Below are 17,327 nucleotides of genomic sequence, written 5' to 3' on the forward strand. Positions count from 1 at the left end.
CCACTAACAATTCAAGGAAAGGCCAACACCCTAAGAACACTGACAACAAGCGCCGAGCAGGCAAAAAAACCCCAAATCCCTCCCATAAACCCAAATTTCAGCGCACACTATCCAACTGCTCCCTCGCGGAGCGATAAAAGCCTACTGGGGAGCCCATCATGGCAAAAGGTCAAATGCGCAGTAACCGCGAAGTAAAGAAACCGAAGCAGGCCAAAAAACCCACACCGGCCACGACGCCCTCGGGCGCGCCGCCGATCCGCGTGGCGCCGACCGTTTCGGCAACGCCAAAGAAACACTAAGGCAGCACCAACCAAGCAGCAAGCCCGCCCCGCCAGGCGGGCCTCACCTCAACCACCCGCACTACCTCGAAATATCCTCCAACGCGACATCCCGCGTCTTCGGCCCAAGCGTCCCGATGGCCAGCATGACGATCATCATCGCCCCCGAAATAAACACAAACACCCCGTTCACGCCAAAGCGGTTCAGGCATCCCGCAATCACAAACGCGGAAAACATCGCCGAAATCCGGCTCCACGAATAAACAAACCCCACTGCCCTCGCTCGAATACTGGTCGGAAACAGCTCGGCCTGATATGCGTGATAGCTATAAGAAATAATGTTGCCCGCCAGCACAAGGCACACGCCCAAGCTCACTAGCAATACCGTCTCCCGTGCCTGGCTGAACAGCAACCCGCACACGACGTTCACCGCCGCCATGCAGATAATCACCGTCTTACGCTCGAAGCGGTCGGCAATCAGCATCCCCAGCAACGGTCCAAGGGGCGCCGCAATCGCAATGATGCTCGCGTACATCAAACTCGTCGTGACGGTAATGCCCTGCTTGATCAGCAACGTCGGAATCCAGTTCGCGAAGCCGTAATAACCCATCGTCTGGAACACGTGGAAAATGATCAGCATCAGCGTGCGCTTGCGATACGGCGGCACCAGCAGATCGCGAAACGCCGCACGCGCGCGCACCGGTTCAGGCAACGCCGGCTCCGGCAAGGGCCGTCCATATTCTCGTTCCACGCGTGCTTCGAGTCGCTTCATCACGGCGTCGGCTTCCTCGATGCGGCCCTTCTGTGCGAGCCAGCGTGGGCTTTCCGGCAAACGCAAGCGGATCCACCACACCACGATCGCACCCACCACACCGGTCAGCACGACTAGGCGCCAGCCGTCGAGGCCGAAGTAACGGTGCGGCACCAGCAAATACGATAGAAACGCGACGATCGGCACCGCGCAAAAACCAACTGCCTGTGAAAAGGCCGACGCACGTCCTCGCACATGTTTCGGCACGAGCTCGGAGATGTACGTACCGATCGTCACAATCTCCACGCCGATGCCGATCCCCGCGATGAAGCGCCAAAGGTTGAGCCCAAGCGCCGTGTCCTGGAACGCCATGATGATGTTGGCCGCCGTGTACCACAGCAGCGACCATGTGAAGATCGCACGCCGCCCGAAACGGTCGGCGAGAAAACCGCATGCCGCCGTGCCGATAAACAGGCCTGCGAATAAGGCCGCGATGAAACTCGCCACGCCGCTGGTGCCGAACAGACCGTGCGTCGTCGCTGTGAGAATGCCGCTGCGCACGAGGCCCGGCGCGATGTAGCCGGAGAACATCAGGTCGTACAGTTCGAAGAAGAGCCCGAGGCTCAGCAGCATCACCAGTTGCCAGATCGAGCGCGTGGCGGGCAAGCGATCGAGCCGCGCGGAAATGCGCGCGCCATTCAGCGCGATCTCTTCTGCGCGGCCGCTTGCCGATGCACCGGCGCCTGAGGGCAAACCACCCAGCGTGCCGGCATCGCCGACCGCTGTCGCATACACCACATGATTCGACGATTTCATCGTCCGTCTCCATGATTTCCGGTCTGACGCCGGATGAGATTGATTGACTACGTTTGACGCATCGAGCGCACCGCTACCCTCACGCAGCTTCTCGCGGCGTCTGCGCTACGCCGCCGCCCAACGCCGTGATCTGCGCTTCGTCGTAGCCCAAACCGCGCAGCACGTCGGCGGTGTGCTCACCGATCTTTGCGATCGGCGAGCGCGGTTGCAGACGAGCGCCATCCATCGAAATCGGCAGCAAGGGCATCGCGGTTTCGCTTCCGTCATCGAGCGTCAATCGCGCGAGGCCGCCGCTCTCGTTCAGATGCGGATCGTCGAACAGGTCCTCGGGTTTCGTGATCGACGCGAAAGGAATGTGGTCACGTTCGAACTGCGGCACGAGCGCCGCGCCTTCGAAACGACTCAAGGTTTCACCGAGCGTCTGCAACAACCACTCGCGGGCCAGCACGCGGTCGTTGTTAGTCGTGAGGCGCGGATCAGCCAATAGGTCGGCGCGATCGAGAATCGCGCACAGCGCGCGCCACTGACCGTCGCCGGTCGCGGCGATAAACATCTGCTCGTCGTTGGCAAGCCTGAACACGTCGTAGACGGCCCACGCGCTGATGCGCTCGGGCATCGGCGCAGCGGGCACACCGGTCGCGGCGAACTGCTGCATGTGTTGCGCGGAAAGCAGCACACAGTTTTCGAACAGCGCGCTCTGTACTTCCTTGCCGCGTCCGCTCGTATGCCGTTCGTGCAGCGCGGCAAGCACGCCGATCGCACCGAACATGCCACCCATGATGTCGTTGACCGAACTGCCCGCGCGCAACGGCCGGCCCACCGGTCCCGTCATGTAGGCGAGGCCGGCCATCATCTGCACGACTTCGTCCAGAGCGAGACGGTGCTCGTATGGACCGTTAAGAAAGCCTTTGTGCGAGACATAGATCAACCTAGGATTGCGCTCACGAAGCGACGCGTAATCGAGGCCCAGCTTCGCCATGCGGCCCGGCTTGAAGTTCTCGACGAATACATCCGCGGTATCGACGAGCTTGTGCAGCGCGGCCAGTCCGGCTTCGCTATCGAGATCGAGCGCGACACTCTTCTTGTTGCGATTGAAGGTACGAAAAAAACCCGCACCGGTGCCGAGCAAACGACGCGTACCATCGCCGCGCGGCGGCTCGACCTTGATGACTTCAGCACCGAGGTCGCCAAGAATCATCCCGCAGGTTGGCCCCATGACCATATGCGACAGCTCGATCACGCGAATGCCTGCAAGCGGCAACGCGCCCTGTTGCTCTGCTGAAGACGCAGATGTAGCAGAAGCAGATGCAGAAGAAGCGGAAGCAGCAGACGTGGAAGAAAGCGGATTCATTGCAACACCCGTGATTCGGAAGGTTCAAAACGTTGAGCAGCGGCACTGAACTGCTTCGGCAAACCGGCCCGCGCCAGATAGCCGTACAGCGGTTCGCCGGGGAGCGCGTCGGCGAGGACGTCGCGCGACGCGATAAGTCGGGTGAGGTCGATGCCGGTGTCGTAACCCATGCTGTCGAGCATGAACACGAGGTCTTCGGTGTTCACGTTGCCGGTCGCACCCGGCGCATGCGGACAGCCGCCAAGGCCAGCCAGCGACGCGTCGAATTCACGGATGCCGTGCTGCAGCGCGACCAACGTGTTTGCGAGACCGAGACCGCGCGTGTCGTGGAAATGCAGCGAGCGCAGCTTGTTTCCCGCAACCTCTCGCACCAGTTCGATGATTTCGCCGACCTGGCGCGGCGTCGCTTCACCGGTGGTGTCGCCAAGCGCGATGACATCGGCGCCCGCCTGCAAGGCTGCGCGTGCAATCGCGGCGATATCGGCGTAAGGCACCGCGCCTTGCAGCGTGCAGCCGAACACGGTCGATAATCCTGCGATCAGTTCCACGCGCCGCGCGTTCGCGCTAGCCGCGCTATCGATCAGCTCGCGCATCGCGGCAAATGCCTCGATCATCTCGACCGGCGTCTTGCGGACATTGGCGAGGCTATGCGCCGTGCTCACCGAAATCGGCGCGACAATCCGATGCACGCCGGATTCGAGCGCACGTTGCGCGCCCTTCAGGTTCGGCACCAATGCCGTCACGATCAGATCGTCGTAGGTGAGCGCGTGGGCGATCACTTCGTCGGCGTCGGCCATTTGCGGCAACAGCTTCGCCGGCACGAACGACGCGACTTCCATATGCCGCACGCCGGCCGCGTATGCAGCGTCGATCCAGCGCCGCTTGAACTCGGTGGGCATCGTGCGTGCGATGCTTTGCAGGCCGTCGCGCATGCCGACTTCGGTCACGACGACGCGCTCCTGGGTGTCATTCATGGTCTTGAATCCCGGTCTTGAGTCTTGCGTGGAATGCAGGGAAAGAAGCAACTGAGTGACAGCGTGCCCGCGCGCGACCGTACGGCAAAGTCTGCGTTGACGACGCACTCCATCGCCGCTCGCGATGGCCGCGGTGGCATGCGGGACGGGCGTGCGCCGTCGCAAAGGGGAAACCCTTAAGGGCTTTTCAGAGGGAGCTCCGAGGCAGCCAGGAGCCGGCGCTCAACCTAGGCGCAGCAGATGGTCGAGTAAATGCGCCGCCGTCAGCGTCAGCGCCTTGCGGTCGCGCATACAGATCACGAAGCGCCGCTCCGCCCATGCTTCGCGCAAGGGCACGGCGACGATGCCGTATTCGTCAGCGGCATGTTTGGGCAGCGCCTCGCTCGGCAGGATCGCGACGGCAAGGCCTGCCTGGATAAAACGATAGGCGGCGTCGAAGGTCGATACATAGGTTCGATAGTTGAGCTCGCTGCCTTTTTCAACAGCAATGCGTTGCATCAGCGCATTCACCGATGCATTCGATGCGAGCCCGAGATGATCGAACGCCAGGGTCTGCTCAAAGCCAACCGCAGTTTCACCGGCGAGCGGATGATCGCGCGGCACGATCAGCGCGAGATGATCGGAGCGATACGGCAGCACATCGAGACTGCCCATCGGCACCACATCGCGGCAGATGCCCAGATCGGCCACGCCCTCTTCCAGACCGCGCACGATCTCGGCGCTGACACGCTCTTCGACATCGACACGAACCTGCGGATTGGCCTTCAGAAACACCGATAGCGCCTCGGGCAGAAACTCGACCATCGACGACACATTCGCCAGCACCCGTACATGACCGCGCGCGCCGGCCGCGTATTCGCTGAGCTCCGCCTGCAAGCGTTCATGGCCGCGCATGATGAGCCGCGCGTGCCTGAGCAGCGCTTCGCCGGCGGCAGTCGCGCGCACGCCGCGCTGGCTGCGCGAGAGCAGCGCGACGTCGACCAGCGCTTCGAGATCGGCGAGCCGCTTACTGACCGCAGACGGCGCGATGAACTCACGTTCGGCCGCCCGCGCGATCGTGCCTTCCTCGCAGACGGCGATGAACAAGCGCAACGTCACCTGATCGATTTGCCACATGAACGGGCGCGCCCTGGGTGTTTGAAGTGAGAAAATTATGCCCGAGGAAGGCGGCCGCCAAGTCCATCCCAGGGTATCCACGGCCGGCATGCCGGTTTGCGTCGTCGATCGCGCGCCAGGTTGTGACCGCGAATCGTGTGTCAAACTGCGCAATCAGAACAACCGACCAAGGCTTTCCCATGTCCACCGCCAGTCTCTTCGTCACCTCTGCGGGCGTCGGCCTCGCGATTGCCGCACCGGTCGGCCCGATGGGCATGCTATGCATCCGCCGCACGCTGACGGGCGGTCCGCGCGCTGGGCTCGCAATCGGCTTCGGCATTGCGACCGGCGATGCGGTTTATGGCTTGATCGCGGCACTCGGCCTTGTCGGCATTTCGCAGTTCATGCTCGCCTACGACCGGCCCCTGCATCTGCTCGCCGGTCTGTTCCTGCTTTATCTCGGCGTGCGTACCTTGCTGCAAAAAGCGCCCGCCGATGCGGCCAACGGCAATGGCAACGGCAACAGCGACGGCAACGGCAACGGCAACGGCAACGGCAAGCTCGCACAGGTGGGCCGCGCCGGCGCACTGCGCGCGTATGCGAGTTCATTGCTGCTCACGCTGACCAATCCGCAAACCGTCATCATGTTTGCCGCGCTGTTTACGACGCTCGCACCGCGTGGCGCGTTTTCATCGAGCATCGCGTTGACCACTGTAGGCGGCGTGTTTTGCGGTTCGATCGCGTGGTGGTGTTTTCTCGTGACCGTGGTGTCGCTCGCGCGCCATGCGATCGGCAGCAAGCTGCGCGTGGCGATCGACCGGATCGTCGGATTCACGCTGGCGACGTTCGGTATCGTCGAGATTCGCCGCGCGCTTTGAAGAGGGTTAGCAGGACCGCACAAGGGCCCTCAACGATGCGCCTTGTGACTCACGAGCGCCCCCGCAACGCCACGAGTACCACACCCGCAATCGCCATCAATCCACCGCATAGCGTCGCGAGACCTGGACGCTCGCCGGTCAGCACGGCGGACAACGCCGTCGCCACCGCAGGCGTCAGATACAGAAAATTGGCCGCGCGCGCCGCGCCGAAGTAGCCGAGCGCGAACGTCCACGTTGCATAACCAAGCGCCGCCGGAAATACGCCGAGCACCAGCACCGCCTGTAACGTACCGTGCGGCGCACTGCCAAGCGAACTCAACGCGCCCGGCAGCCACGGCGCCAGCAACACCGCCCCTGCCAGCAACGTGTAGGCGGTGCACGTCAGTGCCCCGTAGACCGGAATCAGGCGCCGCTGCAGCACGAAATAGCTCGCCGAACACAGCGCCGCGCCGAGAATCAGCGTACTGCCCGCGCCGAGCGTCAGGCCGCCGGGCTGACCCCGCGCAATGACCGCGATGCCGGCGAGACTGACTAACGAACCGAGCCATCCCCAACGATTGAATCGCTCGCCGAGGAACACGGCCGCCAGCAGCGCCGTGAAAATCGGCAGCGTATTGACGATGAAACTCGCCGCGCCTGCCGCCACCGTTTTCTCGCCGGTGTTGAGCAGCGCGTTGTAAAGCGCGATGCCGAGAAAACCGCACAGCACGAAACGCAGACCGTCGCGCCATGCCGGCAACGGCGGGCGTCGATAGGCAAGCCATGCGATCACCAGCAGCGCCGCGGTGGCGAAACGCGCCGCCGCCAAAGGCAAAGGCGCCAAACCCTGCAAGCCGATGCGAATGAATGGAAAGGCGGACGCCCAGGACACGATGGTGAAGGCGACCGCGCCTGCCGCCAGCAGCGGCTGCCGCTCGGAACGGGGCGATGGAGACGAAGTGAGTGTGTTCATGCTCAGATGGTGCCGCGCCGCGAGCTGCTAAGCTAGCGCACAAATGAACATCGTGATGTGAAAATGGCTCACACCTCCTCACAGACCTCGTTGGCGCGGCCGCCGCTCGCAAGCCTCGAAACCGTCTGCGCCGTCGCCCGCGAAGGCTCGTTTCTCGCCGCTGCCGAGGTCGCCGGATTGACGCACGGCGCGATCAGCCGGCGAGTGGCCGCGGTCGAAAACTGGCTCGGCATGACCTTGTTCGAACGCCATGCGCGCGGCGTGCGGCTGACGCCGGACGGGCAGCGTTTCGTCGGGCGTATCGAGCAGGCGTTCGGCATCATCGACAGCGCCGCGGTTCAATGGCGCTTGCCGCGCAGCCCGCAACTGGTCAAGCTGAGCGTGGTGCCGGCGTTCGCCAAACTGTGGTTCTTCGAGCGCCAGGCGGCATTCGAGAGCGCCGCCCCGGCGCTGCGCATACAGCTCGATATCGATCATCGCAACGTGGACATCGCCGGCGGCGAAGCAGATCTGGCGATTCGCTACGGGCGCGGCAGTTGGCGTCAGCTCGAGGTCAAACCTTTCCTGCCGGAGACGCTTTATCCGGTCGCGCATCCCGCGCTCGCCGCACGCCTCGCGAAGCAGCGGCATAAACATGGCGACGCCGCGCTGCTCGATGTGCCGCTGCTGCACGACTCGGATGTGACCGGCTGGCGCGCCTGGTTCGGCGCGCTGGCTATTCCGCTGAAGCCGCGCACGCAGGACCGGCGCTTCGAAGACTACACACTGGTGCTGGCCGCCGCCGAAGCGGGACTCGGCGTGGCGCTGGCACGCGTGCCGGTCGCCGATGCGTATCTGCGCAAAAGCGGCCTCGTGCGGGTGAGCCGCCACGAAGTCGCCTCGCCACTGACTTATTACTTCGTGCATGCAAAGGGCGAGAGCCGGCCCGAAGTGCTGGCGCTGATCGACCGGATGCAGGCGGCCCAGCAGGGCGTGTCGTAGCAACTTCGTACGCAAGCGCGGCAGTTTTGCGACAATAGCGGCTTTCGCCGCGCCGTCGTGCGCCTGTCGCCGAGATGCGCCGGCGCTCGAAGGCGAGTGTGCGCCGGCCTTGCCGTCTAACCTGTTCAACCCACCCGACCGTCAGCGGTCTGCTCAATGGCTCTTCCCCACATCGATCTGCTGTACTCCGTCTCCGGCCTGTTCGTCGGCTTTCTGGTCGGACTGACGGGTGTCGGCGGCGGCTCGCTGATGACGCCGATCCTGGTCCTGCTGTTCAACGTACATCCGGCCACCGCGGTCGGCACCGATCTGCTGTACGCGGCCGCCACCAAGGCGACCGGCACGCTGGTGCACGGCCTGAAAGGCTCCGTCGACTGGCAGATCACCCTGCGTCTCGCGGCCGGCAGCGTACCGGCGGCAACCATCACCTTGATCCTGCTGCATCGGTACGGGATGGACACGCCGGGCGCGAGCCGCCTGATCCAGATCGTGCTCGGCGCCGCTTTGCTGGTCACGGCCGTGGCGCTGGTATTCCGGCCGCAACTCGCGGCGCTCGGCGCGCGCCGTCAGCGTGCGCCGAGGCAAGGGCGTACGCTCGCGCTCACCATGCTGACCGGCGCGATCCTGGGCGTGCTGGTGTCGCTGACGTCGGTGGGTGCGGGCGCCATTGGCGTGACGGTGTTGTTGCTGCTGTATCCGTTGCTGCCGACCACGCGCATCGTCGGCTCCGATATCGCGCACGCAGTGCCGCTCACGCTGCTGGCGGGCGCCGGTCACTGGCTGCTGGGCTCGGTCGACTGGTCGATGCTGCTGTCACTGCTGGTGGGATCATTGCCGGGCATCGCGATCGGCAGTTACCTGTCGTCGCGCGCACCGGACGCGCTACTGCGCAACGTGCTCGCGGCCACGCTCACGCTGGTCGGCGTGCGCCTCGTGCTGTCATAAAGTAGCCGCGCTACTTGAAAAACCGGCAGGTGAGATCGGTCTCGAACTGCCTGACCCATTGACCCTGATGGTCGTGATATGACTGCGCCCAGCCGCCGCGCCGAACCGTGACAAGGCGCTCGTGTGCGGCATCGCCCGGGTCCGGGCAGGCGCTGATGTCGAAATGCGCCGGCGCAAAACCGTGCCGCGCACATACCAGTTCGAAAGCCGCCCGATCGCTGATCGGCAGATCGGTATACCGCAAATGCGTGGTTTCCATGGCGTTGACTCCGGTTCCGCTTGCATCACAGTACGCTTCGCTCCGCGTCGATAGTGTGTCACAGCACACAGACGGGCTGTTGCGGCACCGGCGTTCAGCCCGGCACTGGCCAACTCATCATCACCGTTTCAAAAATCACCGCTACGAAAAATAAAGCGAAAAAAAGCTCCGGTTATTCGCCGGAGCCCCCGCACTGGCATGCATCACGATGGCGCATGGCGCGATAGCGAATCGCATGCACCTCCTGTTGCCGCCTTTCGCGCCTGCCGGCGCTTCGTGCTCATGTTGCAAGCCGCTTATGCCAGGCCGCTTATCGCGGCCTGCTCATTGCAACCGTCTTACTGCTGCACAACGGTCAGCTTGTTCGTCACCGACGTCACGCCGGCGACGCCCTTGGCCGCTTCACCGGCAGCGTCGATCTGGCCTTGGTCAGGCACCGAACCCGTCAGAGTCACTGCACCGCCACGAGCACGCACGGCGATGTTCGAGACGTCGATGCCTTGCGCCTTGGCAAGCGCGCCGCGCACCTTGCGACCCAGTTGGCTATTAGCCTTCTTGCCGGCCTTGGCGCTTGCAGCCGGCGCTGCGGTCGTGCCCGTAGCCGTTGCATCGCTTGCCTGAGCGTACACATTGCACGCCACCACCATTGCCACAACCGAGCCCAGCGTTTTCAGAAAACCGACCGATTTCATAGTTTCTATTCTCCTTAGCTACACATTGGACCGCATGTACAAGCGGCTTCGTTACGACTACCGGCGGCCATTCGGGACGCGACAACGCGCGGCTCAGCGACGGCCGACTATGGCTGCGACACGGTGTGCGAGAGGCGAGAGAGGCCGGCCGCCGTTAGTCGCATGCGATGCCACGCATGCAATGCGGTACGGGAGCCGGCAAGCCGCGAGGTCCGCCAGCGCGCCCGGTTCTTGTCTGTCGTGCCGGGTCACGCTGTGCAAACATCTGTTCGCGGCAGCGAACGACAATTTAATCTAGCCGCGCCAGAAGCGCAAAGGGTTTAGTCGTACGTTGCGGTGCATTCCGGTTGTCATAGGGGGCATCGGGCGTGTTTTGTTCATGCGCCGTTCATATTCTGGCTCGGGCGTGCTTCGCCGACTGGTCATGTGCCGTTCACGGGACGTTCATGGGACGTTCATCGGCCGTTCATGTACCGTTCACGCGCCGTTCACGATTTGTTACGGGTTTGACGGCGCCCGCGCCGGCCGGACGCTGCGCCGCCGCGCGAATCTCAGGTACCATCGGCGCGACGCGCTGCCGCGCGGTTTGTGCGGCTTGTGTGCCTTGCACGGCAGCCAGCCCGGCATGGCGCGAACGCTTTGCCGCAGTTCGCGCGCCGCAGAACGCCGTCATCCTGTTCACTTTCGACCGTAGCCGTCACGTCATCCGATGAAGCCAGCCACCGGCCGCAAACGCCCTCCCCGTCTCGTCGCCCGTTTCGTCGCGATCTCCTGGCGCGATCTGGCGGTCTCGTTCGGACCGCTCCTGCTGATCGCCGTCGCGGCGATCTGGGTCGCCGTGCGCCTGATCCAGCCCGCCCCGCCCAGCACGCTGACGATCAGCGCCGGCCCCGAAGGCAGCACCTTCTGGAATGCGGCCCAGAAGTACAAGGAAATTCTGGCGCGCAACCGTATCACCCTGAACGTCTTGCCCTCGGAAGGCTCGCTGCAGAATCTCAAACGGCTCTCAGACCCGAAGTCGAACGTCGACGTCGGCTTCGTGCAGGACGGGGTCGCGCCCGGCCCGGCGAGCGAGGGCCTGATGTCGCTCGGCAGCGTGGCCTATGTCCCGCTGGCGATCTTCTATCACGGGCCGACAATCGCGCGGCTCTCCGAATTCAAGGGCTTGCGCCTCGCGGTCGGCGCCGAGGGCAGCGGTACGCGCGAACTGGCGCTCGCACTGCTCAAGGCAAACGGCATCGTGCCGGGCGGCCCGACCAAACTGCTGCCGCTCTCGGGCGACGACGCCGCCCAGGCACTCGTCACCGGCAAAGTCGACGCGGCGTTTCTGGCCGGCGATTCGGCGCAACCGGCGGTGATGGGCAAGCTCTATCGCACGCCGAATGTGCAGTTCTACGATTTCACCCAGGCCGATGCCTACACCCGTCGTTTTCCGTATCTGACGCAGCTCCAGATGCCGATGGGCGCGTTCGACCTCGGCAAGAATCTGCCGTCCACGCCGATTCATATGGTGGCGCCGACCGCCGAACTGGTGGCGCGCGACTCGTTGCACCCCGCGCTGTCCGATCTGCTGATCGAAGCGGCACGCGAGGTCCACGGCAAGGCAAACATCATGCAGCGCGCCGGCGAATTCCCCGCACCGCTCGCCCACGATTTCCCGATCAGCGACGACGCCGCCCGCTACTACAAGTCAGGCAAGGGCTTCCTCTACCGGATCCTGCCGTTCTGGCTGGCGAGTCTCGCGGACCGGCTGCTGGTGGTCGTGGTGCCGCTGATCGTGCTGCTGATTCCGGCGCTGCGCGTCGTGCCGTCGCTGTACACGTGGCGGGTGAAATCGCGCATCTACCGCTGGTATGGCGCGCTGATCGCGATCGAGCGCAGCGCGCTCAGCGAATACTCGGCCGAAGAACGCGCCACGCTGATCGAGCGGCTCGATGCGATCGAAGAATCGGTGAACGGGCTAAAAATGCCGCTCGCCTATGCGGATCAGTTCTACGTGCTGCGCGAGCATATCGGCTTCGTGCGCGAGCGGCTCACGCATAGCCGCGAGGCTCAGCGCGACGTAGCGGGAGACTCGGACGACGGGCCGCCGCCATCTGCTTCGGCGCGCGCAGCAGAAGCAGATGACGCAACGGAATCACCTGAAGCGCGGGGAGCCGACGAGCCTTCGGCCGGCCGCCACGCCTAGGGACCCGTCTCGACCCACGTGGTCGAGTTTGCCGTCCCCCGTATCGGCCATCCCGATCCAAAACCACATTGACCGGTGCAAGCGGCGGCTGCACCGCGTAAGATCATTACAATTCCGACGGTCCAGCAGACGACACCGTTCGGAAAGGGCAATCCGGGAGACACTTATGACCGTAGGCACCGACGCCAGGCAACCGCTGTGGTTTTACGATTTTGTCTCGCCGTTCACCTACCTGTTGCTCGAGCAACACGACAAGTGGCCGGGCTTCGACTTCGCGTTCACGCCGGTCGTGCTGAACGATCTGTATCGCCACTGGGGCCAGCGGCCCGCTTATAGCGTGCCCGCCAAACGCACCTTCATGTACCGTCACGCGCTGTTTCGCGCGGAGCAACTCGGCATTCCGTTCAAGATGCCGCCGGCCCATCCGTTCGACTCGATGAAACCGCTCCTGCTCGCCACCGCGGCGAACGGCGACATCAGTTTCGTCCGCGAGATTTTCCGTTTTATCTGGCGTGAAGGCCGCGATCCGTCGAGCGATGCAGCATTCGCCGAACTGTGCGAGCGCGTCGGCAAGCCGGACGGCCCGGCACTGATCAAGAATGAAGAAGTGAAGGCGCAATTGCAGCGCAACACCACGGACGCAATCGGTCTGGGCGTCTACGGCGTGCCGACCTTCTTTCTGAACGACCAATTGTTCTGGGGCGAAGACGCGTTGCCTATGGTGCTGTATTGCGCACGCACGCCGAACTGGCTCGACTCGCAGGAAGTGAAGCGGGTCAGTTCGCTGCCTTCAGGCTTCGCGGACGACTAAGCGAAAGCAAGACGTAATATTCGTGCAGACAGGCGTGCCGTGCTCATATCTATGCATGGCTTTTTTGACTTGATGGCGTCAAAAAGGCCGTCCTGATGCTGGCCATACCGTGCCTGCTATGCCGCCACAGCGCAAACGGGCCTAAGGTTATAACCTTTGCGCCCCGCTCTCGCGATCTGGCTCGCGGGCGGCTCCGTACGACGCTTCATCCGGGCCCGACCTGCTTGCACCGCCTCGCCTAAACCATGGACGATTCCGCCGCTTCCCTCGATATCTGGCTCGTGCGCGTGCTGCGCACGCTGATCGTCGAGCGCAGCGTCACACAAACCGCGCTGCGTCTGAATCAGACCCAGCCCGCGATCAGCACCGCGCTGCGCAAACTGCGCGAGACGCTGAACGATCCGATCCTCGTGCGCGGCAAGTCGGGCATGGTGCCGACCGAATACGGCGAGTCGTTGCTGGCCTCGGCGCAACGCGTGCTGCGCGAAGTCGATTTCGTTGCGACGCCGCATGGCGACTTCGACGCCGGCCGCTCGCGCCGGACCTTCCGCGTGGCGGCACCGGATTATCTGAACGACTTCTTCATGCCCACCGTGATCGCGCAGTTTCGCGAAGCGGCGCCGCATGCGCGTCTGGAGATCGATTCGCTAAGCCCGATGCTCGACCATTCGGCCGCGCTCGACGCCGGTGAACTCGATCTGGTGATCGGCAACTGGCCGAAGCCTGATCCGCGTTTCGAGCGCAGTGACCTGTTCTCCGATACGGTGGTGTGCCTGATGCGCGCCGATCATCCGCTCGCACGCACGCCGATGACGCGCGAAGCGTATCTCGCCGCGCCGCATCTCGCGCCGACGCCTTATAGCGGCGCAAGCGGCGGCGCCGTCGACATCGGATTCGCCAGGGCCCGCGCCGAGCGGCGCATCGTCGCCACGCTGCCCTACTTCGGCCTCGTGCCGCAAACGCTGTTGCAATCGGATCTGATCTTCACGACCACGCGCCGTTTCGCGACGCACTATGCGAGCATCCTGCCGCTCGCCGTGGTCGAAGTGCCGATTCCGTTTCCACGCATCAAGTGCTATCAACTGTGGCATCCTCAGCCGGATCGGCCGAGCGATGTCGGCTGGCTGCGTACGTTGATGTCGCAAGTGTCGGATGAATTGATCGCGCAGAAGGTGCGGCGCGCGAAACGGCCGGCGAAAAAGGAAACGTCAGCCGCGGAGGGCTGACGCTGTGGTTTGAAGTCTGGGGAGTTCAGGTTACGAGCCTGGCGTTGAACGCCTTACGCCAGGCGCCTCGCTCTATCTACTCAAACGCTCGCGCAAAGCTTCTGCATTGCCGCCTGAGCCGCGGCTTGACGTGAACGGATCTGCAGCAACTCGGCACACACCGCGACCGCGATCGCCGCAGGCGCTTTATCCACAATGCCGGTCACGCCGATCGGGCAGGTCATCTCCACCAGCCGATCCAGATCCACGCCTCGATCCAGCAAACGACGCTCGAATTTCACGCGCTTTGTCTTCGACCCGATCATGCCGAAGTAGGTGAAATCGCGCCGCCGCATGATGCGCGCGGCGAGCGAAAAGTCGAGCGCATGGTTATGCGTCATCACGAGGAAATACGCGCCGGGCGGCGCCGTGTCGACGATCGCATCGGGCGTGTCGGTCGCTTCGATCTGCACATTGGCCGGCGTTTCGTCGGGGAACAGTTCATCGCGCTCATCGACCCACTGGACGACGCACGGCAAGCTGCCGAGCAGCGTGACGAGCGCATGGCCGACATGCCCCGCGCCGAACAGCACGATGTGCATCGGCGCCGGACGCGGCGCTTGCACGGCGCTGCGCCGGCCGATCTGAACGGAAGAAAAGTCGTTCATGGCGATCATTCCAGTTGGTTTCAATATTTGCACGATTTGCCTTAGCTGGCCACTTTCAGGCGGTTCATGGCGCGACCCGGAGGTCACGCCAGGGTTCGACCAGGGCTCACGCGCTTACTGCCGCGCCGCCGCAGTCGCCACCCGCACTGCGCCGACTGCCTTCAAGATTTCCTCGCTGGTTGCGGGCGCATTCAGCGGCGGGTTGACCTTGTGGTCACCCACGGCCGACACCGCATCGCGCACGGCAAAGAACACCGAGAACGGCAGCAGCAGCGGCGGCTCGCCGGTCGCCTTCGAACGGTGGATGCTGTCCTCCGCATTGCGGTTCTTGAACAGACGCACACGGAAATCGGGCGGCGTATCGTTGACGGTCGGAATCTTGTAGGTCGACGGCGCGTGCGTCATCAGCTTGCCGCCCGTGTTCCACCACAGTTCTTCGGTCGTGAGCCAGCCCATGCCCTGAATGAACGCGCCTTCCACCTGGCCGACGTCGAGCGCCGGGTTCAGCGAGGCGCCCACGTCATGCAAAGCGTCCGCGCGCAGCACGCGCATTTCGCCGGTCAGCGTGTCGATCACCACTTCCGACACGGCCGCGCCGTACGAGTAGTAGTAGAACGGCCGGCCTTGCAGCTTCGATTGATCCCAGTAGAGCTTCGGCGTTGCGTAGAAGCCGTCCGACCAGAGCTGGACACGCGCGACATAGGCCTTCGCGATCACTTCTTCGAACGGCACGATCATCTCGCCGACCACCACGCGGTCGTGTACGAAACGCACTTCCGACGCGGCCACCTGCCCTGCGCCGAAACGCTCGGCGGCGAAAGCCGACAGCCGTTCGCGCAACTGGCGCGCGGCGCCTTGCGCAGCCTTGCCGTTCAGGTCCGAACCCGTCGACGCAGCGGTCGCCGAGGTATTGGCGATCTTGCTCGTATCGGTCGCCGTGACGCGGATGCGGTTAAAGCCGATGCCCAGTTCATGCGCCACGACCTGCGCGACCTTGGTGTTCAAACCCTGGCCCATTTCGGTGCCGCCGTGGTTCACCAGCACCGAACCGTCGGTGTAGATGTGCACCAGCGCGCCGGCCTGGTTGAAGTGGGTCACGTTGAACGCGATGCCGAACTTGACCGGCGTGAGCGCCAGACCCTTCTTCAGCACTTCGTTGTTCGCGTTGAACTCGTTGATCGCCGCACGGCGCGCACGATATTCGCTGGTCGCTTCGAGTTCGTCGATCAGTTCGTGAATGACGTTGTCTTCGACCACCTGACCATACGGCGTCTGGTTGCGCTCGGTCTTGCCGTACAGATTGCGACGGCGCACGTCGAGCGAATCCTCGCCGACCGAACGCGCGACGTTGTCCATGATGTACTCGATCGCGAACGCGCCTTGCGGACCGCCGAAGCCGCGGAACGCGGTATTCGACTGCGTGTTGGTCTTGCCGCAGAAGCCATCGATCGTTACGTCGGACAACCAGTACGCGTTGTCGAAGTGGCACAGCGCGCGCGTCATCACCGGACCAGACAGGTCGGCGGAGAAGCCGCAACGCGAGGTCATGTCGACCGTCACGCCGTCGATCACACCCTTGTCGTCGTAGCCCACTTCATACGTATAGTGGAAATCGTGGCGCTTGCCGGTGACCATCATGTCGTCGTCGCGGTCCGGACGCAGCTTGACCGGGCACAGCAGCTTCCATGCTGCAAGCGCCGCGCAGCAGGCGAACAGACCCGATTGCGATTCCTTGCCGCCGAAACCGCCGCCCATCCGGCGGCATTCGATCAGCACGTTGTGCGACGCCACGCCCAACGCGTGCGCGACCATGTGCTGCATTTCGGTCGGGTGCTGCGTCGAACAGTAGACGTGCATGCCGTCGTCGTCTTTCGGCACCGCGTACGAAATCTGGCCTTCCAGATAGAACTGCTCCTGGCCGCCGAGCAGCATCTCGCCGGCTTCGCGACGAGCGGCGCGGGCGATCTTCGTATCGGCTTCGCCGCGCGCGAGTTTCATCGGCGGCAAGACGTGCTGGTTCGCGGCCCGGGCCTGTTGCGCGGTGAGAATGGCCGGCAGTTCTTCGTAGACGACTTCGGCGCGGCGCGCAGCGAGGCGCGCGATCTCATGCGAGGTCGCGACCACGATGAACATCGGCTGGCCGACGTATTGCACGACACCGTCCGCGAGAATCGGATCGTCGCCATGGATGATCGGACCCACGTCGTTGACACCGGGGATATCGCCCGCGGTGAAGATCGCCACTACGCCGGGCGTGGCGCGCACTTTGTCGAGCGCCATCGAGACGATCTTCGCGTGCGCTTTCGGCGACAGGCCGAGCGCGGCGTGCAGCGTGCCGGCAAGCGTCGGGATGTCGTCGGTGTAGGTGGCGCGGCCGCTTACGTGCAAATGCGCGGACTCGTGCGGGCGCGAGATGTGGACCTGGGTAAAGTCGTCGAGATCCTGAAGGTCTTTCAGGAACGGTTCGGCATGCTGATTCATTC

At 63.8% G+C, this 17,327-nt stretch carries 16 protein-coding genes; 7 read left to right on the forward strand and 9 right to left on the reverse strand.

Annotation, left to right across the window (positions count from 1 at the left end; all coding sequences use genetic code 11):
- Positions 1-158 precede the first annotated feature (158 nt).
- Complete coding sequence (locus M0D67_RS07225; protein ID WP_166618355.1) at positions 159-299, forward strand: hypothetical protein; 141 nt, start codon at positions 159-161, stop codon at positions 297-299.
- A gap of 61 nt (positions 300-360) precedes the next feature.
- Here the strand turns inward: M0D67_RS07225 and M0D67_RS07230 are convergent, their stop codons facing one another.
- The 4 genes from M0D67_RS07230 to M0D67_RS07245 form a co-directional block, all read right to left on the reverse strand.
- The gene (locus tag M0D67_RS07230; protein ID WP_266238308.1) at positions 361-1,845 is read right to left on the reverse strand and encodes an MFS transporter; all 1,485 of its coding nucleotides are present in this window, start codon (positions 1,843-1,845) and stop codon (positions 361-363) included.
- 79 nt (positions 1,846-1,924) lie between these two features.
- Positions 1,925-3,196 (reverse strand): CaiB/BaiF CoA-transferase family protein, encoded by a 1,272-nt coding sequence (locus tag M0D67_RS07235; RefSeq protein ID WP_266238310.1) that lies wholly within the window; start codon positions 3,194-3,196, stop codon positions 1,925-1,927.
- Positions 3,193-4,170 carry a hydroxymethylglutaryl-CoA lyase gene (locus M0D67_RS07240; protein WP_266238312.1) on the reverse strand — a complete coding sequence of 326 codons (978 nt, stop codon included), beginning with the start codon at positions 4,168-4,170 and terminating at the stop codon, positions 3,193-3,195. Before M0D67_RS07240 ends, M0D67_RS07235 begins: the two co-directional genes overlap by 4 nt.
- A gap of 222 nt (positions 4,171-4,392) precedes the next feature.
- Positions 4,393-5,286, reverse strand: coding sequence for a LysR substrate-binding domain-containing protein (locus M0D67_RS07245; RefSeq protein WP_171926907.1), 894 nt, complete (start codon positions 5,284-5,286; stop codon positions 4,393-4,395).
- A gap of 179 nt (positions 5,287-5,465) precedes the next feature.
- On the opposite strand from M0D67_RS07245, the gene M0D67_RS07250 reads away from it, so the two are divergent.
- Entirely contained in the window at positions 5,466-6,143 is a 678-nt protein-coding gene (locus M0D67_RS07250) for a LysE family translocator (RefSeq protein WP_266238315.1), read from the forward strand.
- A 49-nt stretch (positions 6,144-6,192) separates the two neighbouring features.
- On the opposite strand, the gene M0D67_RS07255 is transcribed toward M0D67_RS07250, so the two are convergent.
- Entirely contained in the window at positions 6,193-7,095 is a 903-nt protein-coding gene (locus tag M0D67_RS07255; protein WP_266238317.1) for a DMT family transporter, read from the reverse strand.
- 63 nt (positions 7,096-7,158) lie between these two features.
- On the opposite strand from M0D67_RS07255, the gene M0D67_RS07260 reads away from it, so the two are divergent.
- The gene (locus M0D67_RS07260; RefSeq protein WP_266238319.1) at positions 7,159-8,076 is read left to right on the forward strand and encodes a LysR substrate-binding domain-containing protein; all 918 of its coding nucleotides are present in this window, start codon (positions 7,159-7,161) and stop codon (positions 8,074-8,076) included.
- Between the two features lie 156 nt (positions 8,077-8,232).
- Positions 8,233-9,021 (forward strand): sulfite exporter TauE/SafE family protein, encoded by a 789-nt coding sequence (locus M0D67_RS07265; RefSeq protein WP_154566980.1) that lies wholly within the window; start codon positions 8,233-8,235, stop codon positions 9,019-9,021.
- Positions 9,022-9,031: 10 nt separating this feature from the next.
- Here the strand turns inward: M0D67_RS07265 and M0D67_RS07270 are convergent, their stop codons facing one another.
- Positions 9,032-9,280 carry a hypothetical protein gene (locus M0D67_RS07270; protein ID WP_154566979.1) on the reverse strand — a complete coding sequence of 83 codons (249 nt, stop codon included), beginning with the start codon at positions 9,278-9,280 and terminating at the stop codon, positions 9,032-9,034.
- Between the two features lie 338 nt (positions 9,281-9,618).
- Positions 9,619-9,972: a BON domain-containing protein gene (locus M0D67_RS07275; protein WP_154566978.1), complete on the reverse strand. Its 354-nt coding sequence runs from the start codon at positions 9,970-9,972 to the stop codon at positions 9,619-9,621.
- Positions 9,973-10,681: 709 nt separating this feature from the next.
- On the opposite strand from M0D67_RS07275, the gene M0D67_RS07280 reads away from it, so the two are divergent.
- From M0D67_RS07280 to M0D67_RS07290, 3 genes are all read left to right on the forward strand, one after another.
- Positions 10,682-12,160, forward strand: a complete 1,479-nt coding sequence (locus M0D67_RS07280; RefSeq protein ID WP_266238322.1) for a TAXI family TRAP transporter solute-binding subunit — start codon at positions 10,682-10,684, stop codon at positions 12,158-12,160.
- 166 nt (positions 12,161-12,326) lie between these two features.
- Positions 12,327-12,971: a 2-hydroxychromene-2-carboxylate isomerase gene (locus M0D67_RS07285; RefSeq protein ID WP_266238324.1), complete on the forward strand. Its 645-nt coding sequence runs from the start codon at positions 12,327-12,329 to the stop codon at positions 12,969-12,971.
- A 245-nt stretch (positions 12,972-13,216) separates the two neighbouring features.
- Complete coding sequence (locus M0D67_RS07290) at positions 13,217-14,197, forward strand: LysR substrate-binding domain-containing protein (protein ID WP_171929447.1); 981 nt, start codon at positions 13,217-13,219, stop codon at positions 14,195-14,197.
- A gap of 80 nt (positions 14,198-14,277) precedes the next feature.
- On the opposite strand, the gene xdhC is transcribed toward M0D67_RS07290, so the two are convergent.
- Positions 14,278-14,844: a xanthine dehydrogenase accessory protein XdhC gene (xdhC, locus tag M0D67_RS07295; RefSeq protein ID WP_233469136.1), complete on the reverse strand. Its 567-nt coding sequence runs from the start codon at positions 14,842-14,844 to the stop codon at positions 14,278-14,280.
- Between the two features lie 114 nt (positions 14,845-14,958).
- Positions 14,959-17,325, reverse strand: a complete 2,367-nt coding sequence (gene xdhB / locus M0D67_RS07300) for a xanthine dehydrogenase molybdopterin binding subunit (protein ID WP_266238328.1) — start codon at positions 17,323-17,325, stop codon at positions 14,959-14,961.
- Positions 17,326-17,327: the final 2 nt, after the last annotated feature.

It is taken from the genome of Paraburkholderia sp. SECH4, assembly GCF_030511745.1.
Taxonomy (GTDB): Bacteria; Pseudomonadota; Gammaproteobacteria; order Burkholderiales; family Burkholderiaceae; genus Paraburkholderia; species Paraburkholderia madseniana.